This window comes from Halomonas ramblicola (assembly GCF_030409215.1).
GTDB classification, from domain to species: Bacteria; Pseudomonadota; Gammaproteobacteria; order Pseudomonadales; family Halomonadaceae; genus Halomonas; species Halomonas ramblicola.
The window spans coordinates 12,711-35,561 of record NZ_JAUFPL010000027.1; the positions used below are offsets into that span (position 1 = coordinate 12,711).

At 67.1% G+C, this 22,851-nt stretch carries 21 protein-coding genes; 7 read left to right on the plus strand and 14 right to left on the minus strand.

From position 1 onward, the window contains the following. Positions 1-278 precede the first annotated feature (278 nt). From QWY80_RS10210 to QWY80_RS10225, 4 genes are all read left to right on the plus strand, one after another. A complete protein-coding gene (locus QWY80_RS10210) occupies positions 279-935 on the plus strand; it encodes a 5'-methylthioadenosine/S-adenosylhomocysteine nucleosidase (RefSeq protein WP_290231045.1) in 657 nt (218 codons plus the stop codon). A 138-nt stretch (positions 936-1,073) separates the two neighbouring features. Further along, positions 1,074-1,406, plus strand: coding sequence for a heme-degrading protein HmuQ (hmuQ, locus tag QWY80_RS10215; protein WP_290231047.1), 333 nt, complete (start codon positions 1,074-1,076; stop codon positions 1,404-1,406). Between the two features lie 118 nt (positions 1,407-1,524). Further along, positions 1,525-2,091, plus strand: a complete 567-nt coding sequence (locus QWY80_RS10220) for a TetR/AcrR family transcriptional regulator (protein ID WP_290231049.1) — start codon at positions 1,525-1,527, stop codon at positions 2,089-2,091. After that, the gene (locus QWY80_RS10225; RefSeq protein WP_290231051.1) at positions 2,088-3,272 is read left to right on the plus strand and encodes an MFS transporter; all 1,185 of its coding nucleotides are present in this window, start codon (positions 2,088-2,090) and stop codon (positions 3,270-3,272) included. The genes QWY80_RS10220 and QWY80_RS10225 overlap by 4 nt, the downstream gene beginning before the upstream one ends. A gap of 173 nt (positions 3,273-3,445) precedes the next feature. Here QWY80_RS10225 and QWY80_RS10230 read toward each other — a convergent pair whose 3' ends face one another. Further along, positions 3,446-4,678 carry a sensor domain-containing phosphodiesterase gene (locus QWY80_RS10230; RefSeq protein ID WP_290231053.1) on the minus strand — a complete coding sequence of 411 codons (1,233 nt, stop codon included), beginning with the start codon at positions 4,676-4,678 and terminating at the stop codon, positions 3,446-3,448. Between the two features lie 410 nt (positions 4,679-5,088). Here QWY80_RS10230 and QWY80_RS10235 point away from each other — a divergent pair, with 410 nt between their 5' ends. Both QWY80_RS10235 and QWY80_RS10240 read left to right on the plus strand, forming a co-directional pair. Continuing rightward, positions 5,089-5,706, plus strand: coding sequence for a hypothetical protein (locus QWY80_RS10235; RefSeq protein ID WP_290231055.1), 618 nt, complete (start codon positions 5,089-5,091; stop codon positions 5,704-5,706). Between the two features lie 330 nt (positions 5,707-6,036). Further along, positions 6,037-6,324 (plus strand): sll1863 family stress response protein, encoded by a 288-nt coding sequence (locus QWY80_RS10240; protein WP_290231057.1) that lies wholly within the window; start codon positions 6,037-6,039, stop codon positions 6,322-6,324. 150 nt (positions 6,325-6,474) lie between these two features. Here QWY80_RS10240 and nfsA read toward each other — a convergent pair whose 3' ends face one another. The 11 genes from nfsA to QWY80_RS19405 all read right to left on the minus strand — a co-directional run bounded on the left by nfsA (position 6,475) and on the right by QWY80_RS19405 (position 19,934). Next, the gene (nfsA, locus tag QWY80_RS10245; RefSeq protein ID WP_290231059.1) at positions 6,475-7,206 is read right to left on the minus strand and encodes an oxygen-insensitive NADPH nitroreductase; all 732 of its coding nucleotides are present in this window, start codon (positions 7,204-7,206) and stop codon (positions 6,475-6,477) included. Between the two features lie 69 nt (positions 7,207-7,275). Next, positions 7,276-7,590 (minus strand): HigA family addiction module antitoxin, encoded by a 315-nt coding sequence (locus QWY80_RS10250; protein ID WP_290231060.1) that lies wholly within the window; start codon positions 7,588-7,590, stop codon positions 7,276-7,278. 15 nt (positions 7,591-7,605) lie between these two features. Beyond that, positions 7,606-7,908, minus strand: coding sequence for a type II toxin-antitoxin system RelE/ParE family toxin (locus QWY80_RS10255; RefSeq protein WP_290231062.1), 303 nt, complete (start codon positions 7,906-7,908; stop codon positions 7,606-7,608). Positions 7,909-8,178: 270 nt separating this feature from the next. Then, on the minus strand, positions 8,179-8,523 hold the full coding sequence (locus QWY80_RS10260; RefSeq protein ID WP_290231065.1) for a hypothetical protein: 345 nt from the start codon (positions 8,521-8,523) through the stop codon (positions 8,179-8,181). Positions 8,524-8,577: 54 nt separating this feature from the next. Next, positions 8,578-9,063: a metallophosphoesterase family protein gene (locus QWY80_RS10265; protein ID WP_290231384.1), complete on the minus strand. Its 486-nt coding sequence runs from the start codon at positions 9,061-9,063 to the stop codon at positions 8,578-8,580. A gap of 34 nt (positions 9,064-9,097) precedes the next feature. Then, positions 9,098-9,673 carry a nucleoside deaminase gene (locus QWY80_RS10270; protein WP_290231067.1) on the minus strand — a complete coding sequence of 192 codons (576 nt, stop codon included), beginning with the start codon at positions 9,671-9,673 and terminating at the stop codon, positions 9,098-9,100. A 156-nt stretch (positions 9,674-9,829) separates the two neighbouring features. Further along, a complete protein-coding gene (locus tag QWY80_RS10275; RefSeq protein ID WP_290231069.1) occupies positions 9,830-11,437 on the minus strand; it encodes an SLC13 family permease in 1,608 nt (535 codons plus the stop codon). A 110-nt stretch (positions 11,438-11,547) separates the two neighbouring features. Further along, positions 11,548-13,656: a dihydrolipoyl dehydrogenase gene (gene lpdA, locus QWY80_RS10280; protein WP_353960448.1), complete on the minus strand. Its 2,109-nt coding sequence runs from the start codon at positions 13,654-13,656 to the stop codon at positions 11,548-11,550. A 12-nt stretch (positions 13,657-13,668) separates the two neighbouring features. Next, positions 13,669-14,946 (minus strand): dihydrolipoyllysine-residue acetyltransferase, encoded by a 1,278-nt coding sequence (gene aceF, locus QWY80_RS10290; RefSeq protein WP_290231071.1) that lies wholly within the window; start codon positions 14,944-14,946, stop codon positions 13,669-13,671. A gap of 17 nt (positions 14,947-14,963) precedes the next feature. Next, positions 14,964-17,627, minus strand: a complete 2,664-nt coding sequence (gene aceE, locus QWY80_RS10295) for a pyruvate dehydrogenase (acetyl-transferring), homodimeric type (RefSeq protein ID WP_290231073.1) — start codon at positions 17,625-17,627, stop codon at positions 14,964-14,966. A 36-nt stretch (positions 17,628-17,663) separates the two neighbouring features. Further along, positions 17,664-19,934 carry an NADP-dependent malic enzyme gene (locus tag QWY80_RS19405; RefSeq protein WP_353960449.1) on the minus strand — a complete coding sequence of 757 codons (2,271 nt, stop codon included), beginning with the start codon at positions 19,932-19,934 and terminating at the stop codon, positions 17,664-17,666. A gap of 383 nt (positions 19,935-20,317) precedes the next feature. On the opposite strand from QWY80_RS19405, the gene QWY80_RS10310 reads away from it, so the two are divergent. Continuing rightward, the gene (locus tag QWY80_RS10310; RefSeq protein ID WP_290231074.1) at positions 20,318-21,088 is read left to right on the plus strand and encodes a DUF1499 domain-containing protein; all 771 of its coding nucleotides are present in this window, start codon (positions 20,318-20,320) and stop codon (positions 21,086-21,088) included. Between the two features lie 10 nt (positions 21,089-21,098). On the opposite strand, the gene QWY80_RS10315 is transcribed toward QWY80_RS10310, so the two are convergent. Next, on the minus strand, positions 21,099-22,121 hold the full coding sequence (locus tag QWY80_RS10315) for a C45 family autoproteolytic acyltransferase/hydrolase (RefSeq protein WP_290231076.1): 1,023 nt from the start codon (positions 22,119-22,121) through the stop codon (positions 21,099-21,101). Beyond that, a complete protein-coding gene (locus tag QWY80_RS10320) occupies positions 22,118-22,750 on the minus strand; it encodes an SDR family oxidoreductase (RefSeq protein ID WP_290231079.1) in 633 nt (210 codons plus the stop codon). Before QWY80_RS10320 ends, QWY80_RS10315 begins: the two co-directional genes overlap by 4 nt. Positions 22,751-22,851 lie beyond the last annotated feature (101 nt).

Below are 22,851 nucleotides of genomic sequence, written 5' to 3' on the forward strand. Positions count from 1 at the left end.
GACGCCTGCCCCTGTCGAGAACGCGGAGTGTTGTAATGTGGGAGTCGGCAGAGTCCGTTGCCATGGGGGGTTATCCCTTGCGTATCGGCGGTATCGTTATCAGGTATCGAACGTCAGCCTAGCACCGAAGCATGGCTTGGCCCATAGGCGGTTCAGTCGAGACGTCATCGACGGCGCGCCATCGCGCATCCCTGTTCCAGGGCAGTACACTGAGCCAAGGTGACCGTCACCCTGCCTTTCATGATGATGGTATTGATTGCCTGCGGGAAACTCTCGGGATGAACCAGACACCACGCGCACCGGCGCCGCTGACCGGCCTGGGCGGCCGCGACATCCTCTTCGTGATGGCGGCCGAGGCCGAATACGGCCCGCATCTCCAGCAGCGTTTCGCACCTTTCATGACCGGCGTTGGCCCCGTCGAGGCGGCCGTCGAGCTCACCGCGGCCCTTGCCGCCCTCGCCCGGCACGAGCGCCTGCCGCATCTCGTGGTGTCGCTGGGATCGGCCGGCAGCCGGGTTCTCGAACAGACCGAGATCTATCAGGCGACCTGCGTCTCCTACCGCGACATGGACGCCTCCCCGTTGGGCTTCGAGAAGGGTGCCACGCCCTTTCTCGACCTGCCGGCGACCGTCCCGCTGCCCTTGCGCATCCCCGGCATTCGTGAGGCCTCGCTGTCGACCGGCGCCAATATCGTCTCGGGCTCGGCCTATGACGCCATCGCCGCCGAGATGGTGGACATGGAAAGCTATGCCTGCCTGCGCGCCTGCATGCGCTTCGACGTGCCGCTCGTCGTCCTGCGCGGCATCTCGGACGGCAAGACGGAACTGCGCCACGTCGACGACTGGACGGAATACCTGCATGTCATCGACGAACGGCTGGCCTCCGCCGTCGACCGCCTCGGCGAGGCGATCGGCGCAGGCCTGTTGAAACTCTGATGCGTCGGATCGTTGCCGGCCGGTTGCCAGTGCGGGTCGAGCGCAGCGCGGCGGCGTGCGGTGACCTTGCCCACCATCGGTGAAGGTGTCATCGTCACCCGGAAACCATCCGCCGCCTGACCACAAGGAGCGAGCACCGTGTTCATCGCCATGAACCGTTTCCGGGTCAATCCCGAAAGAACGGAAGAGTTCGAGCAGATCTGGCTGGAGCGGGAGACCCACCTGCAGGGCCTGCCCGGCTTCGTCGAATTCCACATGCTGCGCGGCCCCGAGGAGGAGGATCACGTCCTCTACGCCTCGCACACCATTTGGCGCTCGCGCGACGACTTCGAGGCCTGGACGCACTCCGAGGCATTCCGCAAGGCGCACGCCAACGCCGGCCAGAGCCGCCGTGAGGGCCTCTACCTGGGCCCGCCGAAGTTCGAGGGCTTCGAGGTCTTCCAGACGGTCGGTGGCGCGAGCGACGCCTGATCCCAGCCGGGCGCCCTTACGGGCGCCCTTCATTGCAGTATCGTTTGACACCGCCGGATGTCCTATACTTAGATGGGCCTGTATTTAGATAGATCGGTCTATACAGGAGCGACATCCGATGCCAGCCTCCAAGCGCGACCAGCTGCTCGCCACGGCCGAGCGCCTCTTCTATGAGCAGGGATTCCACGCCACCGGCATCGACCGCATCGTGGCAGCCGCCGGGGTGGTACGCATGACGCTCTACAACCACTTCCCCTCCAAGGAGGCCCTGGTGGCGGCCGTGCTGAAGGCCCGCCATGAACGCTTCATGGCCAGCCTCGATGCGGCAACCGCCTGCGCCTCGCCGGGCCAGGTGACACGGGCCCTGATCGATGCGCATGGCCACTGGCTGGAACGCTACAGCCAGCATGGCTGCATCATGGCCCAGGCGATGGGCGAGTTCGCCGAGCACAGCACCGAGATCCATGCCCTGGCGACGTCCGCCAAGACCGACCTGCTGGCACGCCTCGAGGCCGCCGTGGCCCGCGACGGGCTGGACCACCACGCCGGCCTGGCGCGACGCGTCTTTCTGTTGCTGGAAGGCAGCAATACGGCGGTGGCCCTGCTGGGCGCGCAGACGGCCCTGGCCGACACGCGAGCGGTGGCCGACGCCCTGCTCGCAGCGGCCCGGAGCGAGACCCCATGAGGCCGCTGTCCCCCCTCGGCATGGCGACCCTCGGCAGCGGGGTCATCGCCATCACCTACGGCCTGGCGCGCTTCGTGTTCGGGCTCTTCCTGCCCGCGATGCGCGACGAGCTGACGATCTCCGCCACCATGGCGGGAGTGATCGGCGCCCTGCCTTTCCTGAGCTTCGTCTTCGCCATCCTCGCCGCCCCCTGGGTGACGCGCCGCCTCGGGGTTCGCCGCGCGGGGGTGGCGGCCGCCGGCCTGGCCGTGATCGGGCTGGTGACGATCGCCCTGGCGCCGTCCTCGCTGCTGCTGGCCGGCGGCGTGCTGATCTGCGGGATCAGCACCGGGCTGTCATCGCCGGTGATGGCCGAGGCGGTTCACCGGGTCGTGCCGTCCTGGGTCCTGCGCGGGCGGGTCAACGCCACCATCAATGCGGGCACCAGCCTGGGGATCGCGCTCGCCATGCCCGCGGTGCTGATCTGGGCGGAGGCCTGGCGCAGTGCCTATATCGGGTTCGCCTCCCTGGCGGCCCTGGGCGCCCTGGCGGCCTTCTGCTATCTGCCCCGGGATGACCAGGGCCCCTCGGCATCGCGGCCGTGCCCGGCGGCCCTGCCGGTGAGCCGGGTGCAGTGGCTCGGCATCGCCCGGCTGAGCGGCCTGGCCGCCGGCATGGGGGGCGTGAGCGCGGCCTACTGGGTGTTCGCCCCCGATGCGGTGATCAACGCCGGGGGGCTCGCGCCGAGCCAGACCGCCTGGATGTGGCTGGCGGTCGGCCTCGGGGGGCTGGCGGGTGCCGGCGCCGGCGATCTCATCGCGCGCTTCGGGCCGGCCGCGAGCCATGCTGCCGGCCTCACGGTGATGTCTGCCAGCCTCGCGCTGCTGGCCGTCGATCCCGGCAACTTCGCCCTCGCCCTGGTATCCGCGGCCCTGTTCGGCGTCGGCTACATGACCCTCACCGGTTTCCACCTGGTCAGGAGCACCCAGATCATGATCGAGGCGCCCTCCTTCGCCCCGGTGCTGCCGCTGCTCGCCACCTCGGTCGGTCAGGTCGCCGGCTCCCCGCTGGCCGGCTGGCTGGTCGGGGCCGAAGGCCATGTCACCACCTTCATGCTCTTCGCCACCCTGGGACTCGCCGTCGCCGGGCTGGGGTCATGGTTGCTGGCCGAGCGAGGCGCTGCCGGTTGGCACGCCCCTTGAGCTCAAGCCTCTACCCGGGGTCCCGATGTGAACCGTGCCGCTTTTCTCGGAGAGTCGTTGGCTCGAGCCAGGCTGCTTGCGGGAGAGCAAAGCGGGAGTGCGGAGGCCGATTTACCGAGAACGTGGAGTACTACCTTCCTGATCGGACTCGGAAAGCTCCCGGAGGGGCCTCGTCAGGCAGGCAAGGGGCCCGGCCGCCCCAGCAGATAGCCCTGCGCCTTGCGGACCCCGATGTCTCGCAGTGCTTGCAACTCGGCCTGTGTCTCGACGCCCTCGGCGAGCAGCCGGCTGCCCGTTTCGGCCGTGAAGCCCACCAGTGCCGCGGCCAGCGCTCGGCTGTCGGGGCGCGTGTCTATGCCGTGGGTCAGGGACCGATCCAGCTTGATGACGTCCGGCGCCAGGCGGAGGATGTGGCGAAAGCTGGCATAGCCGGCGCCGGCATCATCGATCGCCAGCCTGAGCCCTTGCCCACGCATCTCGACCAGCGCCTCGAAGAGGCCGGCGTAGTCGTCAACGACATCGTGTTCGGTGACCTCGAGCATCAGGCGGTCAAGGGGATAGGGCCCGAACAGAGCGGCAAGCCGGCCGGACAGAATGGTGACCGGAGAGGCATTGAGTGACAGATAGGCCGAGTCGGGAATCTCGGGCAGCGCCTCCAGCGCCAACTCGATGGTCGCCAGTTCCAGTTCCACTCGCAGCCCCACAGTGGCGGCTTCCTCGAACCACTTGTCGGGACCTCGGTTCGGCTCGGCGACGAAGCGCGACAGCGCTTCATAACCGGCGATGCGCTGGTCGACGAGATCGTGCATGGGCTGGAAGACGATGTGGAAGCGACGCTGGTCGAGCACATCGCGTATTCTTGCCTCGGCGCCCTTCTGCCGTTGCTTGCGCTCGCGCTGACGCTCAAGCTGCCGCGCCACAAAGTCGGCAAAGACCCGCATCATGGCCAGGTCACGCTCATTCAAGGTGGCGTTGGCTTGGCGATCGAAGCAGCACAGCGTGCCGTAAACGCTGCCATCCTGCAGGCGTATGGGCACGCTGAGGTGAGCGCCTATCGGCATCTCCCGGGTGGCCACCAGGTCCAGCGCCGCCGGCTCCTGTCGTGCATCGGGGATCACTTCCGGCAGCCGGCCATCCACGACCCGTTGGCAGTAGCTTTCCTCAACAGGATCCGAAGCCCCGACTTCCAGGTGTGGTGCTCCCGCCTCCTCGTCCACGAAGCGAAAGATCCGCCTTTCGTTCTCAAGCTCCGAGATAAAGGCGACTTCCATACCGAGATGGATGCGGATGGCATGCAGGATCTCGAGCAGCGCGCGTTCGGACGACGCTTCGGCCAATTCATCCAGCCCCAGGGAAATATCCACCAGCGTATGCTCTTCTGTCGCGTTGGATGCTCCAGCTTCCATGGGCCACCTTAACGTCAAGATATGGACAGCGATAATGCCAACTCTAGCGTGGAACAACGCCTATCTGGATCAGCGATTCGGCCATCCTCCTTGGTCCTGCACCCGGCGGTGATGCGGGGCTCGGTGTAAGCCGTTGCCATGGTGTCATCCCTTGCGTACGGGCGGTGTCGTTATGGTGTTATGAGATTCATCCTAGCACCAAAGAATGATTTCCCCCATGCGCTGGATCGATGCCGCTGAGTTCCCTGGCGACGATATCGGTCGGCCAGGTCGCCGGCTCCACTATAGTGATAGGGATGGTCAATGCGTTCCGGGTCACCCTCCTTTCGGCCGCGAGGGGGCTCGGGTTGGGACGCCGGTGGGCACTCTGCCCGATGCGGCCGGCCCGGCAGCGCCGGGAGGAAAATCCTATGCGTGCAGTCCTGTGGGGTGGTGTCATCGTGGCGGGCCTGACAGCGGCGCAACTGGCAGCGGCATACCCGCCGACAGGCAGCGTCCAGAGCGATGAGGTGGCGGCACTGATCGAATCGGTACGCGCCGCCACGCTGCGCTTCGAGGATGTCAATGTGGCCCTGACGGAAGGCTATATCCCGGATCCCTCCGGGGAGTGCGTCACGGCGGCGGCCCATGGCATGCCCGCCGAACTGGGTGCCATGGGCATCCACTACCTGCGTCCCGACCTGCTCGGCCTCACGGTCACCGCGCCACGGGTCGACGGCACCGGCACCCATACCGACTTCATGAACCCCGCCATCCTGCTCTACGAGCCCCAGGAAGACGGCTCCCTGATGCTGGTCGGCGTCGAGAACCTGGTGTTCCACAAGGCCTGGGAAGCCGCGGGCAACGGCGGACCGCCGACCCTGGCCGGGCGCAACTGGGACTACATGGTCGACGACCCGACCACCCCCGCCGAGGAGGCCCACCACTTCGAGGCGCACTACGATCAGCACCTGTGGTTTCGCGACAATCCCAACGGCAACCTCGAGCCGTTCAACCCGACGGTGACCTGCCAGCACCACAAGGCATGACACCCTGCGGCCGGGCCCCGAGACCCGGCCGCGTTCCGTTCAGCCGCTCCGACAGCCGGCATAGCCAGGATCGCCACGATCCGGGAACAATGGGAGGCCGTGTGTGATGAAGCCGATCTGGGCTCGGTCGACCGTGACTTCCTATGGGGCAGGCAGTTCCTGGCCCTGTTCGCAATGGAAGCGTATACGGAGACTTGAGGGCCTGCCGCGGAATCGTCGCCGGCATGGAAACCCCAGCGGGATATTCCACTCTGAGTAGGTAGCATGCGTCCGACAGACCGAGCGCGCGCACTTCTGGATCACACACCGTCAGACGGAAAGGAGAGCCCCATGAGCAACAGGGAAGCATACGAGCAGAAGCTGCAGGCCAAGCTGGACGAATGGCAGGCCGAGGTGGACAAGCTGAAGGCCCGTGCACAGGGTGCCCAGGCCGATGCCCGCATCGAGTACCAGGAAGAGATCGACAGGCTCGAGTCGCACCGCGATGAGGCCCGGCAGAAGCTGGCCGAGCTACGGGAGGCCAGCGATGACGCCTGGGAGGACGTCAAGGATGGCGTCGAACGTGCCTGGGACTCGGTGAGCGAATCCTTCAAGTCCGCCCGCTCCCGCTTCAAGTGATCCATCGTCCGGCGGGCCGCCTGGGTCTCACAACGGCAGATGCAGGATGGCGCCGCGCAGGCCCCCAGGAAATCGATCCATGTGGCCGTGCATGGATCATGCCTAGCATGGCGTACAGGCAATCCCCAGCGGGACCTTGACGCCCCACCGCTACTTCATCTCGAAGCCGCGCTCGACCAGGAAGTCGCGCATATGGGCGCGTAGCTTGGTATCGAACAGCGGAGAGAGATTGCGCGACCAGTTGGAGTCCTTGTTGCCGCCCTTGCGCCCGCCGTAATAGCTCTGCATGGCCTCGTCGAAGGCCTCGACCTGCTCGCGATCCTCGGTGTAATGGTCCTCCTTGAGGATCGCCTCCACCGGCAGGCGCGGCTTCACGTCCGGATCAACGGCCGGGTAGCCGAGGCACATGCCGAACACCGGGTAGACGTGCTCCGGCAGGCGCAGCAGGTCGCTGATGGCGTGGGGGTTGTTGCGGATGCCGCCGATGTAGCAGAGGCCCAGCCCCTCGGACTCCGCGGCGATCGCCACATTCTGGGCCATCAGGGCGGTGTCGACGCTGGCCACCAGCAGCTGCTCGGTCATGCCGCGCACCACGTTGGCACCGGTGCGCTCGGAGGCCTCCGTGGGACGCTTCATGTCGGCGCAGAATACCAGGAAGTCCGAGCAGCTCGCCACATAGGCCTGGCCGCCGGCCAGCTCGGCGATCCTCTCGCGGTTGGCCGGGTTCCTGACGTGGATGACGCTGTAGGCCTGGACGTGGCTGGAGGTCGCCGCGGCCTGGCCGGCGCGGATCAGCTCCAGCAGCAGCTCGCGGGGGATCTGCCGGTCGGTGAACTTGCGGATCGAGCGATGGGACTTGAGCAACTCAATGGTGGGGTTCATGGGACCTCGAGGGATAATGGCATGAATCGTTAACCTGCTTATCATATCCCATCTCGCTCCCGGAGCCGATCATGCTGCGTCGAGCGGTTTGATCCGCTCCACCTCGTCCTTGATGGCCGCGGCAGCCACCCAGAGGTCGATGGCGCGCTGGGCGTTCAGCCAGAATTCCGGTGAGTTACCAAACAAGCGGCCGAGCCTCAGCGCCATCTCCGGGCTGACGGCTCGCCGCTCGCGTAGCAATTCATTGATGGACTGGCGTGATACGCCCAACGCTTCGGCAAGCCCCGCAACGGTCAGGCCATAATCTGGCAGGAAATCCTCGCGCAACATTTCACCGGGATGCGTGGGCCTTCGCTGCATGCCACCCGTATTTTGAATGGCCATCTTCACTTCCTCATGTCAGTGGTAGTCACATACTTCGACATCGTAGGCGTCACCGTCTTCGAAACGAAAGCAGATACGCCATTGGGCATTGATCGATATGGCATATTGCCCCGCCCTATCACCGGAGAGCGCATGCAACCGATTGCCGGGAGGTACTCTCAGATCATCCAGCCGCGCGGCCAGGTGGATGTACTCCAGCTTGCGGGCAGCCCTGGCTGCCACAGCGGCCGGGAACCGTCTTGACTGCCCCTTGGCATACAGCTCCTGGGTGCGCTTGTCGGCAAAGGACTTGATCATTTCCGAAAAGTAATCCGTCACGTGACACACGTCAACATCATCGATCAGGTTCCTGCCGATACGCCACGCCTGTTCATGCTGGCAGGGCAGCGGCGCGCAGGCACCATTTCGAGGAGGCCACCATCAACCTGCGCCAGTCGCGAGAGGAAGCCAGACGTGCTCATAACCGACCGGGGCTGGCTTACCTGGCGGAATCCGTATCCCACCCACCAGCGCTCGACAGGGGCAAGCTCCCGCCAGGAACGATGCCCCTCGAGCACGGCCTGGCCCAGCTCGGTCAGGCCCAGGCCGTCACCGCTCGGCCAGCGCCTTGGCAACCTCCTCACGGTATGCGGCCTCATGCCGGGCCGGGTCGGCCGGAAAGCGGCCGAGCTCCACGGCCAGCTCGAAGAAGCCCTGTCGGGGCAGGTCGCCGCGGCGACTGACCACCAGGGCGGCGATCATCGGGCGCCCGGCGGCAACGTCCTCGCGCATCAGCGCCTCCAGGGCCAGGGCGACGCGCTGGATGGTGCGTGGCGGCGTGAGGCCCAGGGCCTCGGCGGCCTGCCGGTAGGTGATCGGCAGCGCCTCGTCGGGCAGTCCCATGAGCAGTTCCCGCAGGTGCGGGGCCAGCTCGGTTTCCTGGGTCGTCGTCATGCTTGCGATGTCCTCGTATCGGCGATCACGGACCCGCTGACAGTCGCCCCCTGCTCACAGCGGCAGGTGCAGGATGGCGCCGCGCAGGCCGCGCTCGTCGGCCCACAGCTTGCCCAGGGTGATGGGCAGGCGGAATCGACGCTTGCCGGCGGCGCCGGGATTGAACAGCAGCCGGCCATCCTGCCACTCGTGGCGCGGCTTGTGGGAGTGGCCGTGGAGCACGGCGTCGCAGGGCGTGGCCGGGTCGAATTCCTGGAGGATATGCACCAGGTGCAGGCGCCAGCCGTTGACGGTGAGGTCTCGGGTCATCGGCAGCGCCTCGGCCCAGGGCGCGGTATCGATATTGCCGCGCACCGCCGCCACCGGAGCCAGGTCGGCCAGCCGCTCGAGGATGGCGGCGTCCTCGTCTCGGCTGCCCACGTCGCCCAGGTGCAGGATCAACCCGCAGCCCTCCAGCATCGCCAGCGCCTCGGGGCGCAGCAGCCCGTGGGTATCACTGATCACGCCGATCGGCCGCTCGGTGGTGAGGGGGCGCGTCATGGTGTCTGCCGGCAGGATGCCATCCGGGCCGATGTCACTGCTCTCGCGTTGCATTGAGGCCTTTCCAGTCTTCGAGGTCCAGCTCGGGCCTTTCGGCGCGGAAGCGGGCATACAGCTCGATGCCGCGCGGGTCTTCCAGGATATCGACCTGAATGCCCTTGTCGCGCAGCAGGGGTTCGGTCCCCGAGGCATTGGTGACATCGCCCACCACCACGCGCGAGACGCCCCGCATGCGGAGCAGGGTCGCGCAGATCTCGCAGGGGCTCAGGGAGGTGAACAGGGTGGTGCGGCCAAAGTCGATGCGCCCGGCATCGCGGATGGCGGAGGTCTCCCCGTGATGGTAGGGGTGGTTCTCCTGCACCAGGGTGTTGTGCCCCTTGCCGAGGATTCGGCGCGTGGCATTGTCGATGATCACCGCGCCGATGGGGCAGCCTCCCTCGTCGTAGCTCTTCTGCGCCAGCAGCACCGTTACCCGCATGAAATCGGCATCGGTCAGGCGCCGGGCGAAGTCATCGTCCATCAGTACCGGCAGGCTGGTCGTCGGCATATGCGCGATGGCGGCCAGCACCGCCTCCGTCACGTCCGAACCTGCATGCAACAACGTTTCCATGTCGCCTCCAGCGGTTTACGTTTGCGCCAAGATGCGCGGCGCCGGCGCCTTGCGTCAACCGCGCCTTGAGCCGCTATGCTGGGCACAGCGGCGCTATCCCGAGGCATTCGCGCGGGCCGAAGGCCATCCACCCCGGGAAGGCACGACGGCCACCGGTCAGAACTGCAGCCCGAGCGCGAAGCCGCCCAGCAGATAGCAGAAGGCGGTGATCAGGACGACCCCGATGAGGTTGAGGATGACCCCGCCCCGCGCCATCTGGGCGATGGTGACCGCGCCGGTGCCGAAGACGATGGCGTTGGGCGGCGTGCCGACCGGCAGCATGAAGGCACAGGTCGCGGCGAAGGCGGCGGGGATGAGCAGCGTCATCGGGTCGGCGCCGATCCCGACCGCCACCCCCCCGAGCACGGGGATGAAGGTCGCGGCCGTCGCCGTGTTGCTGGTGACCTCGGTGAGGAAGAGCACGATCGTGGCCACGGCGGCGACCAGCAGCAGGATCGGCAGCACCTGCAGCCCGGTGATCTGCTCGCCGAACCAGCTGTCGAGCCCGCTCCCCGCGACCGCGCCGGCGAGGCTCAGGCCGCCGCCGAACAGCAGCAGTACGCCCCAGGGCAGCCCGTCCTCGGCGTCCTGCCAGTTCAGCACCATCTCGCGCCGGCCTCTTCCGGGCAGGATGAACATCGCGATGCCGGCGGCGATGGCGATGGCGGTGTCGTTGAGCTCGCCCAGCGGCCCCATCCGCTCGCCCACCCAGGGGAGGGTGGCGAGCAACCCGGGCACGACCCACAGGAAGGCCGCCGAGCCGAAGACGATCATCACCATCTTCTCGCCCTGACTGAGCGGGCCGAGCTTGTGGATCTCGCCATCGATCATCTCCTTGCCGCCGGGAATCTCCGCGACCTCGAACCGGTAGAGCACCCGGGTCATCAGCACCCAGCCCACCAGGATGAAGGTGAAGGCCAGCGGCACGCCGAGTATCATCCATTCGAGGAAGCCGATGGTGCGGCCGAGCTCGTCGGCGGCGTAGCCGGCGACGATGGCGTTCGGCGGGCTACCCAGCAGGGTGCCGAGGCCGCCCATGCTCGCCGACCAGGCGATCGCCAGGAGCAGGCAGACGCCGAACCGTTTGATGTTGTCATCGACGATGAAGTCGACATGGCCGGCCCGGTGGTGGTCGTGCGCGTGGCCCGCGGGATCATGGCCGGGGGAGACGATTTCCGTGGACTCGCCGCTGCGCTCCGCCACCAGGCGGAGCACGGAGAGCCCGATCGGCAGCATCATCAGCGTCGTCGCGGTGTTCGAGACCCACATCGACAGGAAGCCCGTGGCGAGCATCATGCCGAGCACGATCCGCTTCGGCTCGATCCCGACCCGGGCGAGCGTCAAGAGCGCAATGCGCCGGTGGAGGTTCCATTTCTCCATGGCGATGGCGATCAGGAAGCCGCCGAGGAACAGAAACACGATGGAGCTGGCGTAGGGCGCCGTAGCCTCGCCGACGGTCCGCGCCGTGAGCATCGGGATCAGCACGATCGGCAGCAGGGACGTGGCCGAGAGCGGAATCGCCTCGGTCATCCACCAGACCGCCATCAGGGTGGCGATCGTCGCCACCCAGCGCGCGTCCGACGACAGCCCCTCGGCCTGGCCCATGGCGAGCCACACCACCAGCGCCATGAGCAACCCGAAGGCGCGCAGGCCCCAGGTCATCCTGGCGGATCGACCGCCGGTTGTTTCATCATTTTCTTCCGGCTGGCGAGGTTGTTCGGTCATTTTTATGTCCTCCCCCTTCTCTGCATTCAAGTTCCATCGTTCCAGGTTTACCGGCTCGGGTTGGGTAGCTGCGTGAGCGCGGCGACATCGGCAGCCCGATGGAAGTCACCCTATCGCTTCTTCTGCGGCGGCAGATCGGTACACACGCCTTCGAAGAGTTCGGCGGCCATGCCCACCGATTCGCCCAGGGTCGGATGCGGGTGGATGGTCTTGCCGATGTCGACCGGGTCGCAGCCCATTTCGACGGCCAGACACAGTTCGCTGATCAGATCCCCCGCCTGGGTGCCGACGATGGCCCCGCCGATGATGCGGTGGGTGTCCTCGTCGAACAGCAGCTTGGTGAAGCCCTCGTCGCGGCCGTTGGCGATGGCACGACCGGAAGCTGCCCAGGGGAATACTGCCTTGCCGTACTTGATGCCTTCGGCCTTGCATTCGGTCTCGGTCTTGCCGGCCCAGGCGATTTCCGGGTCGGTGTAGGCCACCGAGGGAATCTGGCGGGCATCGAAGAAGCTCTTCTGTCCGGCCGCGGCCTCGGCGGCGACATGCGCCTCGTGCACCGCCTTGTGGGCCAGCATCGGCTGGCCGATGATGTCGCCGATAGCGAAGATGTGCCCGACGTTGGTGCGCAACTGCTTGTCGACATTGATGAAGCCGCGCTCGTCGACCGCCACGCCGGCGTTTTCGGCGCCGATCTTGTTGCCATTGGGGCGGCGCCCGACCGATTGCAGGATCATGTCGTACGTCTGTGGCTCGGCGGGGGCGTTGTCGCCCTCGAAGCTGACCTTGAGGCCGCCCTTCTGGGCTTTCACGTCAGTGGTCCGGGTCTTGAGCATCACCTTGTCGAAGCGCGGCGTGTTGACCTTCTCCCAGACCTTGACCAGGTCGCGGTCGGCGCCGGTCATCAGCCCGTCGAGCATCTCGACCACGTCGATGCGGGTGCCCAGGGTGGAGTAGACCGTGGCCATCTCCAGGCCGATGATGCCGCCGCCGATGACCAGCATGCGCTTGGGAATGGAGGTCAGTTCCAGCGCGCCGGTGGAATCGACCACCCGGGGGTCGTCGGGAATGAAGGGCAGTTTCACCGACTGCGAACCGGCGGCGATGATGCACTTGTCGAACTTCACCACCTGCTTGTCGCCGGTCTGCTCCTGGCCGTCGCCGCTGGTCAGGGCGACTTCCAGGTGATGCGGATCGAGGAAGGTCCCGACCCCACGCACGACCTGGACCTTGCGTGCCTTGGCCATGCCGGCCAGCCCGCCGGTGAGCTGGCCGACGACCTTTTCCTTCCAGCCACGCAGTTTGTCGAGATCGATTTTCGGCTTGCCGAAGGCGATGCCGTGATCGGCCATGGCTTTGGCCGCATCGGTGACCGCCGCGACATGCAGCAGCGCCTTGGAGGGGATGCAGCCGACGTTCAGGCACACCCCCCCGAGGCTGGCATAGCGTTCCACCAGCACCGTCTTCATCCCCAGGTCGGCGGCCCGGAAGGCGGCCGAGTAGCCGCCCGGGCCGGCGCCGAGCACCAGCATCTCGCACTCGAGGTCGGCCCCGCCGGTGTGGGTGGCCGCCTGTGGGGCGGGCGCGGCGGCCGCCGATGGCTTTTCGCCGGTGGCAACGGGTTGGGAGGCGGGGGCTTTCCCTTCCGCTTCCAGCACCAGAATGGCCGAGCCTTCCGAAACCTTGTCGCCGACCGACACCAGCACCTCGCTGACCTTGCCGGCCTTGGGTGCGGGCACGTCCATCGAGGCCTTGTCGGACTCCACCGTGATCAGCGGATCCTCGGCACGGATCGTATCGCCCGCACGTACCAGCACTTCGATGATCGGCACATCGCTGAAATCGCCGATGTCAGGTACCCGAACCTCTTCCAGGCTGCCGCCACCATAACCGCCGCCGGCGTCGCCGGGCGCCGCCGAGCCAACCCCTTGTTCATGGACCGCCGGATGCGGGTCGCGGTCCGCCACCCGGGGGCCGGTCTCGGCGGGTTCCAGCATCAGGATGACCGAGCCCTCTGAGACCTTGTCCCCCTCCTTGACCTTGAGTTCACCGACCGTGCCCGACATCGGCGACGGCACGTCCATGGAGGCCTTGTCGGTCTCCAGGGTGATCAGCGGCGTCTCGATGTCGATCGCATCGCCCGGCTCGACCAGCACCTCGATGATCTCGACGTCCTTGAAGTCCCCGATGTCGGGCACCTTGACTTCGATTGCATTGGCCATGTCGTCGATTCCTCACATGATGATGCGCCGCATGTCGGCGAGCAGGTTGGCGAAATGGACGTTGAATCGGGCCGCGGCGGCGCCATCGATCACCCGGTGATCCCAGGACAGCGACAGGGGCAGCATGAAGCGCCACTCCGACTGCTTGCCGTCCGGTGAGACCTGTTTCCAGAAGGAGCGGCACACGCCCATGATGGCCACCTCGGGGGCGTTGATGATGGGCGTGAAGTAGAGCCCGCCGATCCCGCCCAGCGAGGAGATGGTGAAGCAGCCACCCTGCATCTGGTCGGGCTTGAGCTTGCCGTCGCGGGCCAGCTTGGCCAGTGCCCCCATTTCCTGGGCAATCTCGACCACGCCTTTCTGGTCCGCATCGCGGATCACCGGCACCACCAGGCCGTTGGGCGTGTCGGCGGCGAAGCCGATGTGGTAGTACTGCTTGAGGATCAGGTTGTCGCCGTCCAGCGAGGCATTGAACTCGGGGAACTGCTTCAAGGAGGCGACCGCGGCCTTGATCATGAACGCCAGCATGCTGACCTTGATGCCCGCCTTCTCGTTGGCCTTGTTGAACTGCACCCGGAAGGCTTCCAGGTCGGTGATGTCGGCTTCGTCGTGGTTGGTGACGTGAGGAATCCTCACCCAGTTGCGATGCAGGTTGGCACCTGAGATCTTCTTGATGCGTGACAGCGGCTTGGTCTCCACCGGACCGAACTTGCTGAAGTCGACCTGGGGCCAGGGCAGCAGATCCATGCCCGCTCCGCTGGACGGTGCCCCGGCCGCCGGTTGTGCCGCCGGAGCGCCGCCCTTGGCGAAGTTCTGGATGTCCTCCTGGGTGACCCGGCCCTTGAGGCCGGTCGGCGGCACTCGGTTCAGGTCCACCTCCAGTTCGCGGGCCACGCGGCGAGCCGAGGGACTGGCGTGAACCCGGCTGAAATCCGCAATCTGGCCGGTCGGCGGTGCGCTGGAGGGAGCAGAGGGCGCCGCCGCCGGTGGCGCTGCCTTCCCTTCTTCCCCGGCCGGAGAGGCGGCAGGGGATGAGGGGGATTCTCCCTCGTTCTCCGCCTCCAGCATCACGATCGTCGAGCCTTCGGAGACCGAGTCGCCGACCTTGACCTTGACCTCCTTGACCGTCCCCGCGACAGGCGCCGGGACGTCCATCGAGGCCTTGTCCGATTCCACGGTGATCAGCGGGTCCTCGACCTGGACGCTGTCACCGGCCTGGACGTGGAGTTCGATGATCGGGACATCGCTGAAGTCGCCGATGTCCGGTACCTTGATTTCTTGGATGGCCACTGTTCTTCTCCTCCGGCTCAGGCGTACAGGGGGTTGGGCTTTTCGGGGTCGATGCCGTATTTGGCGATGGCGTCCCGGACCTTGCCGCTCTTGAGCTTGCCCTCGTCGACCAGGGCCTGCAGCGCAGTCACGGTGACGTAATGACGATCCACCTCGAAGTGGCGGCGCAGGGCCTGGCGGCTGTCGGAGCGGCCGAAGCCGTCGGTGCCCAACACCTCGTAACGCCGCGGCACGAAGGGTCGGATCTGTTCGGCGAACAACCGGATGTAGTCGGTGGAGGCGATGACCGGTCCGTCGGTGCCTTCCAGGCACTGTTCGACATGGCTCTTGCGCGGTTTCTTCCCGGGATGCAGCCGGTTCCAGCGCTTGACGGCGTGGCCGTCGCGGGCCAGTTCGTTGAAGCTCGGGCAGCTCCAGACGTCGGCCGCCACACCCCAGTCGTCGCGCAGCAGGTCCACCGCCGCGATCACCTCGTTGAGGATGCTGCCACAGCCCAGCAGCTGTACCCGCGGCCCCTTGCCCGTGGCCTTGCTGAACGGGTACATGCCCTTGATGATGCCGTCTTCGGCGCCGTCGGGCAGTGCCGGATGGTGGTAGTTCTCGTTCAGGGTGGTGATGTAGTAGAAGACGTTCTCCTGGTCCTCGTACATGCGCTTGAGGCCGTCGCGCACGATCACCGCCACCTCGTAGTGGAAGGTGGGGTCATAGGCCCTGCAGTTGGGGATGAACTGGGCGAACAGCTGGCTGTGCCCGTCCTGGTGCTGCAGCCCTTCGCCGTTCAGAGGGGTGCGTCCCGAGGTGCCGCCGATCAGGAAGCCCCGCGCCAGCATGTCACCGGCCGCCCAGGCCAGATCGCCGACGCGCTGGAAGCCGAACATGGAGTAGTAGACGTAGAAGGGGATCATGGTGATCCCGTGGTTGCTATACGACGTGGCCGCGGCGATCCACGACGACATGGCCCCGTCCTCGGTGATGCCTTCCTGCAGGATCTGGCCTTTCTGATCCTCCCGGTAGGGCATGATCTCCTCGGCGTCCATGGGCACGTACTTCTGCCCTTCGGGGGCGTAGATACCGATCTGCCGGAACATGCCCTCCATGCCGAAGGTGCGCGACTCATCACAGACGATCGGGGTCAGCCGCGGCCCCAGGGTCTTGTCCCGGGACAGGGCGACCATGATGCGCACCAGGGCCATGGTGGTGGACAGGGTGCGCTCACCGCTGTCCGCCAGCACCTGCTTGAACAGGTCCAAGGGGGGCGCCTCGAGCCGATCGCCGTTGCGCTGGCGCTGGGGTAGGTAGCCCCCCAGCGCCTTGCGCTGCTCGTGCAGGAACTGCATCTCGGCGCTATCCTCGGGGGGCTTGAAGAACTCAGCGTTGGTGACCTGTTCGTCACTCAAGGGCAGGTCGAAGCGCTGATGGAAGTACCTGAGGTGATCCTCGCCCAGTTTCTTCTTCTGGTGACTGATGTTCTGGCCCTCGCCGCCTTCGCCCATGCCGTAGCCCTTGACGGTCTTCATCAGCAGCACCGAGGGCTTGTCCCGGGTGTTGACCGCCGCGTGATAGGCCGCGTAGACCTTCTGCGGATCGTGGCCGCCGCGGACCAGCTTGTAGTAAATGTCGTCGTCCGACAGATGGGCGACCAGTTCCTTGAGCTCTGGGTACTTGCCGAAGAAGTGCTCGCGGATGTAGGCGCCGCCCTTGGCCTTGAAGTTCTGGTACTCGCCGTCGATGCACTCCTCCATGCGCTTGCGCAACAGCCCCTGGGTGTCCTTGGCCAGCAGTTCGTCCCAGCCCGAGCCCCACAGGCACTTGATGACGTTCCAACCCGCGCCCCGGAAGTTGCCCTCCAGTTCCTGGATGATCTTGCTGTTGCCGCGCACCGGGCCATCCAGGCGCTGCAGATTGCAGTTGATCACGAAGATCAGATTGTCCAGCTTCTCCCGGTTGGCCAGGGCGATGGCGCCCTGGGACTGGGGTTCGTCCATCTCGCCATCGCCCAGAAACGCCCAGACCTTGCGCCCCTCGGTGTCGGCCAGCCCCCGGTGGTGGAGGTACTTCATGAAGCGGGCCTGATAGATGGCCATGATCGGCGCCAGGCCCATGGAGACGGTGGAGACCTGCCAGAAGTCGGGCATCAGATAGGGGTGGGGATAGGAGGAGAGCCCCTTGCCGTCCACTTCCAGGCGGAAGTTGTCCAACTGCTCCTCGGTGAGCCGTCCCTCCAGAAACGCCCGCGCGTAGATACCCGGTGCGCAATGGCCCTGGACGTAGATGATATCCCCCCCGTGGCTGTCGCTGGGGGCATGCCAGAAGTGGTTGAAGCCCACCTCGTACATCACCGCCGAAGAGGCGTAGCTGGCGATATGCCCCCCGGGTTCGGCGGGTTTCTTGTTGGCGCGCACCACCATGGCCATGGCGTTCCAGCGCAGGTAGGCGGTCAGCCGCTGCAGCAAGGCCTCGTCGCCGGGCAGCTTGGCCTCCTTGTGGGGCGGTATGGTGTTGACATAGGGCGTGCGGGTGGTGTCCGGCGGCTCGGCCCCGGCCCCGTAGGCTTCTTCCACCGCCTTGTGCAGCAGATAGGTGGCCCGTTCGGGGCCCACCCGCTCCACTACCACGTCGACGGCTTCCTGCCACTCCCGGGTTTCCTGTGGATCGAAGTCGTTGTAGTTTTCGAAGGCCATGAAGCGTCTCCCTTGGTTGGGTCGGCATTGTTGTCGTTATCGTCCGGTCTGTGCCTCGACCACGGCGAAGGCACTCATGTTGGCGATGCCCCGTGCGGTAACGGTGCGGTTGAGCACATGCACCGGCTTGGCGGCCCCCAGCAGGATGGGTCCCACGGACACGCCGTTGCCCAATACCTTCAAGGCGGTAAAGGCGATGTTCGCCGCATCAATATTGGGCATGATCAACAGGTTGGCCTCGCCGGTGAGGAGCGAATCGGGCAGGATGCGCCCGCGCAGGCCGGTGGACAGCGCCGAGTCGGCTTGCATCTCGCCGTCCACCACCAGGTCCGGTGCGTGTTCCCGGATCAGCGCCAGCGCCTCGCGCATCTTGCCGGCACTATCGAAGTCGGAGCTGCCGAAGTTCGAGTGGGAGACCAGGGCGGCCCGTGGAGTGATGCCGAAGCGGCGAACCTGCTCCGCGGCCAGCAGGGTGATCTCGGCGATCTGACTGGCATCGGGGTCGAAATTGACGAAGGGATCGGCAATGAACAGGGTGGCCCGCTCGAGGATCAGCAGTTGCAGGGCCGCCGCCGTGCTGACGCCCTCGCGCAGGCCGATGACGTCCAGCACCAGGCCCAGGTGCTCGCGGTAGGTGCCCACCGGGCCGGTGATCATGGCGTCCACATCGCCCCGGCGCAGCAGCAGCGAGGCCAGGATGGTGGACCGGCTGCGGACTCGCTTCTCGGCGGCATCCGGTTGAACACCGCGCCGTCCCATCAGCTGGTGGTAATCGCTGGCCAGTTCGGCGTAGCCGGGATAGTCCTGTGAGTCGATCAGCTCGAAATCGACATCGGGCGTCACCGGCAGGCCCAATTCCTCGATGCGGGCCTCGACGACCGCCCGGCGGCCGATCAGTACGGGCTTGGCATAGTGCTGAGTGACGCAGACCTCCATGGCGCGCAGGACCCGCTCGTCCTCGCCTTCGGCGTACAGCAAGCGGAGGGGGTTCTGTCGAGCCCGTTCGAACACCGGCTCCATCACATTGCCGGAGCGGTAGACCAGTTTCGACAGCGAGCGGGCATAGGCGTCCAGGTCCTCGATGGGTCGAGCGGCCACACCGCTCTCCATGGCGGCCTTGGCCACCGCCGGCGGGATGGTGTCGATCAGGCGCGGGTCGAAGGGTTTGGGCAGAATGTACTCGGGGCCGAAGGTGAGCGCCTGTCCGCCATAGGCCACCGCCACCGTTTCCGGCACCGTGGTGGTCGCCATGTCGGCGATGGCCGTGACGGTGGCCAGTTTCATCTCCTCGTTGATGGTGGTGGCGCCACAGTCCAGGGCGCCCCGGAAGATGAACGGGAAGCACAGGACGTTGTTGACCTGGTTGGGGTAGTCCGAGCGTCCGGTGGCGATCACCGCATCCGGGCGTACCGCCTTGGCGTCCTCCGGCATGATTTCCGGGATGGGATTGGCCATGGCCAGGATCAAGGGGCGATCGGCCATGGTCGCCACCATCTCCGCCTTGAGCGCGCCCCCGGCCGAGAGACCGAAGAACACGTCGGCCCCGTTGACGGCATCGGCCAGGGTGCGGGCCTCGGTCCGGGCCGCGTAGCGCGACTTGTAGGGGTCGAGGTCCTCGGTACGGTCGGTGTGGATCACGCCACTCCGGTCGCAGACCAGGATGTTGTCCTTGCGGACCCCCAGGGCCACCGCCAGATCCAGACAGGCCAGGGCCGCGGAGCCGGCACCGTTGCAGACCAGGCGGATGTCGCCGAGCGCCTTGCCTACCACCCGCAGGCCGTTGAGCAGGGCGGCCGCCGAGACGATGGCGGTACCGTGCTGGTCGTCGTGGAAGACCGGGATGTTCATCCGCTCGCGCAGGCGCCGCTCGATATCGAAGCATTCCGGGGCCTTGATGTCTTCCAGGTTGATGCCGCCGAAGGTGGCCTCCAGGCCGGCGACGATCTCGATGAACTTGTCCGGGTCGCGCTCCTCGATCTCGATGTCGAACACGTCCACGTCGGCGAACTTCTTGAACAGCACGGCCTTGCCTTCCATGACCGGCTTGGAGGCCAGGGCGCCGATGGCCCCCAACCCCAGCACCGCCGTGCCGTTGCTGACCACGGCCACCAGATTGCCGCGGGCGGTGTACTCGGCCGCCATCAGGGGGTCGCGTTCGATCTCCTCGCAGGCCGCGGCCACCCCGGGTGAATAGGCCAACGACAGATCCCGCTGGCTGGCCATGGGCTTGATCGCCTGGATCGCCAGCTTGCCGGGACGGGGAAATCGATGGTACTGCAAGGCGCTCTCGCGCAAATCGTCAGCCATGTGCGTTACCTCGCTCGCTTTGCCCACGTCGACAGCGACGTCGATGACCGCCTTGCCGATCGCATTGTCGAACTGCTGCCAGACCGGCTTCCCCTGGCCGAGCCACGATTCCCTTTCCGCCGGACTCGGCTCGATGAGCCTCTAGGCACTATAGAAGACATGAGCGATAAGTGGACGGCCTGGCGGATCCAGAGGGCGTACTGCGTCATCCGGCGTTTGGAAAGGCTAACCGCGAGCTTTCGCTTCTCTTCCTGTGCCTCTCGAGCGGTACCTGCGCGAAGGTGGGGAGGCACCTCCTGCAGGGGCGAGCGTGGAATGCGCACTCCCCATTCCGCCCGCGAAGTCGGTAAGCTGTGGGCCTGGTTCCTTCACCCGGAGGCGTCATGTCGATCTTCAGCCTGAAACCCCGACCGCGGGGCGGTCGCTGGCCGGTGGTGCCGGCCTGGCTGGGCGTCCTGCTGCTCGTCGCCGCGGCGGCGATGATGGGCGGCGCGGGGCCGGCCCACCGGCTGGGCCTGCTGCCGCTGGGCACCGCCTTCGACCTGCTGCGCCTGGGCGCCTACGTGGCCATCGGCGCGGCACTGCTGGGGCTGCTGACCCTGCTGATCGCCACCCTGTGCCGGCGCTGGCGACCGGCCCTGACGGGGCTGGTGGTGGTCGCCGCGGTGGCGGCCATGATGGCGGTGCCCTGGCAGCTGATGCAGCGCGCCCAGACGGTACCGCCGATCCACGACATCACCACCGACATGGCCGATCCGCCGGCCTTCGAGACCCTGGCCCCGGCCCGGGAGGCCGCCCCCAATGCCGTGGACTATCCCGGCGAGTCCTTCGCCAGCCGCCAGCGCGAGGCCTATCCGGGGATCCAGCCGCTGGTGGTGGAACGGGCCTCGCCCGAAGCCGTCATGCAGGCCGCCGAGGCCGCCGCCCGCGAGATGGGCTGGGAGATCGCCAACGTCACCGCCACCAGCCTCGAGGCCACCGCCACCACCCGCTGGTTCGGCTTCAAGGACGACGTGGCGGTACGCCTGACCGAAACCGATGACGGCGTGCGCGTCGACGTGCGCTCCGCCTCGCGGCTGGGCCGCGGCGACCTGGGCACCAACGCCGCACGCATCCACGACTACCTGACGACGCTGCAGGAGCAACTGGAGTGAGCGTCGCCCCTCAGGCGAACAGGCCCCGCCGGGTGCCGCGATAGGGGTGAACGTCGCCCGGTGCCCAGACTTCCCACAGCACGTCGTCCTCGTCCAGGCGGAACACCGCCGTGGCCAGGGTATTCTCGTCGTCGGGGTCGTCCGGTTCGCGCCGGTGGATGGGCAGCCCTTCCCCACCGGTGTCGGCGAGGATCGCCAGCGGGTCGCACTCGCCCCCGGCGAGCAGTGCCTCGCCACGCCGCTGGCGGTCCGCCGAGGAGCGGGTGACGACCTGGGGCCCCGCCAGGTGCAGGGCATGGTTGGCATGCACGCCGGGCGCCGCCACGGGACGCCGCGAGTCCCGGCCGCCGCCGACCTCCAGGCTCAGCACCTCGGGCTCGCCCTGCCGGGCCAGGGTGAAGTGGAAGCCGCCGCCCGGCGGCGCCACCTCCAGCAGCGTCAGGATCGCCGCCAGGTCGGGCTGGGCCAGCATGGCCCGGCTCAGCACCATGCGCGGCAGCTCGGGCGCCACGCCGGTGAGGCGCAGGTTGTTCACCGCCTGGACGATACCGGCCTCGGTCAGCGCGAAGGTGTGGCCGGGCAGCGAGCCGGGATAGCAGAAGCTCAGGAAGCCCGGCCGGTCGTCGGGCCGCAGCCGGGCCAGGAAGGCCTCGCCGTCGAGGCACGGCAGGCCATCCTCGTTGTGGGCGATGCAGGGGGATTCCCCCGGCAGGATCACGGTGGTGCAGCCATCCGAGGCCGTGGCCAGCAGGTCGCCGCGGCAGTGCCAGGCGAATACCGCCTCCAGCGGCAGGTCCAGGCCCGCGGCCAACCCCTCGAGCTCCTCCAGCACCCAGGGCAGCCGCCGGGTGCCCTCGAGCATGCGCATCACCGCCGGCCGGTGGCGGGCATCGGTGACGGCGCGCCAGGCGTCGCTGGCGAGCAGCTTCTCGTGGACGGCGCGACGCCCGCGCCGCCCCAGCGCCAGGCCGATGGCATAGGGGTCGCCGGCGGCCTCGAGCCAGCCGAGCCGGTGCGGCGCCGAGGCGGTCATGCCAGTACCTCGGCGATGGGCCGTTCGCCGTCGAGCAGCACGAACTCGCGGTCGACCAGGTCCCGCGCCCTCACCAGGTGCTCGAGGGCGTGGGCCACGTTGGCCCGGGAGACGCCGTTCTTGCCGCCGGTCTCCTCGAGCGAGGTGGCCACGCGCTGGCTGGCGGGCTCGTCGGTGAGCCGTCCCGGCTTGAGGATCAGGCGAGGCACGCCGGAGGCACGCAGGTAGGCGTCGGCGGCGAATTTGGCGGCCATGTAGGGGCGCAGCTTCTCGGGGGCGGCCTGGGGGTCCTCGGCGCGCATGGCGCTGACCATCAGGAAGCGTGCCACGCCCCGTTCGCGGGCCAGGTCGACGGCGCGGATGGCGCCGTAGAGGTCGATCAGCAGGGTCTTGTCGGGGCCGGTGTGCGGGCCGGAGCCGGCGGTGAAGAGCACCTGGTCACAGCCGTCGAAGGCATGGCCGAAGTCGCCCTCCAGGTCGGCGATCACCGTCTCGATGCCACGCGTCTCGAACCAGGGCTGCTGGCCGGCGTCACGGATCATGGCGCGGATGGGCTCGCCGGCCGCCCGGGCCAGCTCGCAGAACTGCCGGCCGATCTGGCCGTTGGCACCGATCACCAGGGTCGTCATGTTGCCTCCTCGCTTCGCTGTTCAGGGCCGGCACCTCGGGGCGCGGAGCCAGCGGGCCTCGGCGATGACGCCGACCGGCCCCTCCGTTACGCTGTCCCACA

Bases quoted from the DNA above. Each gene is read 5' to 3' on its own strand.
- nfsA (WP_290231059.1), bottom strand. From the start codon at position 7,206: ATGAACCCCACCATTGAGTTGCTCAAGTCCCATCGCTCGATCCGCAAG.
- QWY80_RS10315 (WP_290231076.1), bottom strand. From the start codon at position 22,121: ATGACCGCCTCGGCGCCGCACCGGCTCGGCTGGCTCGAGGCCGCCGGC.
- aceE (WP_290231073.1), bottom strand. From the start codon at position 17,627: ATGGCCTTCGAAAACTACAACGACTTCGATCCACAGGAAACCCGGGAG.
- QWY80_RS10235 (WP_290231055.1), top strand. From the start codon at position 5,089: ATGCGTGCAGTCCTGTGGGGTGGTGTCATCGTGGCGGGCCTGACAGCG.
- QWY80_RS10260 (WP_290231065.1), bottom strand. From the start codon at position 8,523: ATGACGACGACCCAGGAAACCGAGCTGGCCCCGCACCTGCGGGAACTG.
- QWY80_RS10270 (WP_290231067.1), bottom strand. From the start codon at position 9,673: ATGGAAACGTTGTTGCATGCAGGTTCGGACGTGACGGAGGCGGTGCTG.
- QWY80_RS10230 (WP_290231053.1), bottom strand. From the start codon at position 4,678: ATGGAAGCTGGAGCATCCAACGCGACAGAAGAGCATACGCTGGTGGAT.
- QWY80_RS10250 (WP_290231060.1), bottom strand. From the start codon at position 7,590: ATGGCCATTCAAAATACGGGTGGCATGCAGCGAAGGCCCACGCATCCC.
- QWY80_RS10310 (WP_290231074.1), top strand. From the start codon at position 20,318: ATGTCGATCTTCAGCCTGAAACCCCGACCGCGGGGCGGTCGCTGGCCG.
- QWY80_RS19405 (WP_353960449.1), bottom strand. From the start codon at position 19,934: ATGGCTGACGATTTGCGCGAGAGCGCCTTGCAGTACCATCGATTTCCC.
- QWY80_RS10220 (WP_290231049.1), top strand. From the start codon at position 1,525: ATGCCAGCCTCCAAGCGCGACCAGCTGCTCGCCACGGCCGAGCGCCTC.
- QWY80_RS10210 (WP_290231045.1), top strand. From the start codon at position 279: ATGAACCAGACACCACGCGCACCGGCGCCGCTGACCGGCCTGGGCGGC.
- QWY80_RS10240 (WP_290231057.1), top strand. From the start codon at position 6,037: ATGAGCAACAGGGAAGCATACGAGCAGAAGCTGCAGGCCAAGCTGGAC.
- QWY80_RS10275 (WP_290231069.1), bottom strand. From the start codon at position 11,437: ATGACCGAACAACCTCGCCAGCCGGAAGAAAATGATGAAACAACCGGC.
- QWY80_RS10225 (WP_290231051.1), top strand. From the start codon at position 2,088: ATGAGGCCGCTGTCCCCCCTCGGCATGGCGACCCTCGGCAGCGGGGTC.
- lpdA (WP_353960448.1), bottom strand. From the start codon at position 13,656: ATGGCCAATGCAATCGAAGTCAAGGTGCCCGACATCGGGGACTTCAAG.
- QWY80_RS10265 (WP_290231384.1), bottom strand. From the start codon at position 9,063: ATGACGCGCCCCCTCACCACCGAGCGGCCGATCGGCGTGATCAGTGAT.
- QWY80_RS10320 (WP_290231079.1), bottom strand. From the start codon at position 22,750: ATGACGACCCTGGTGATCGGTGCCAACGGCCAGATCGGCCGGCAGTTC.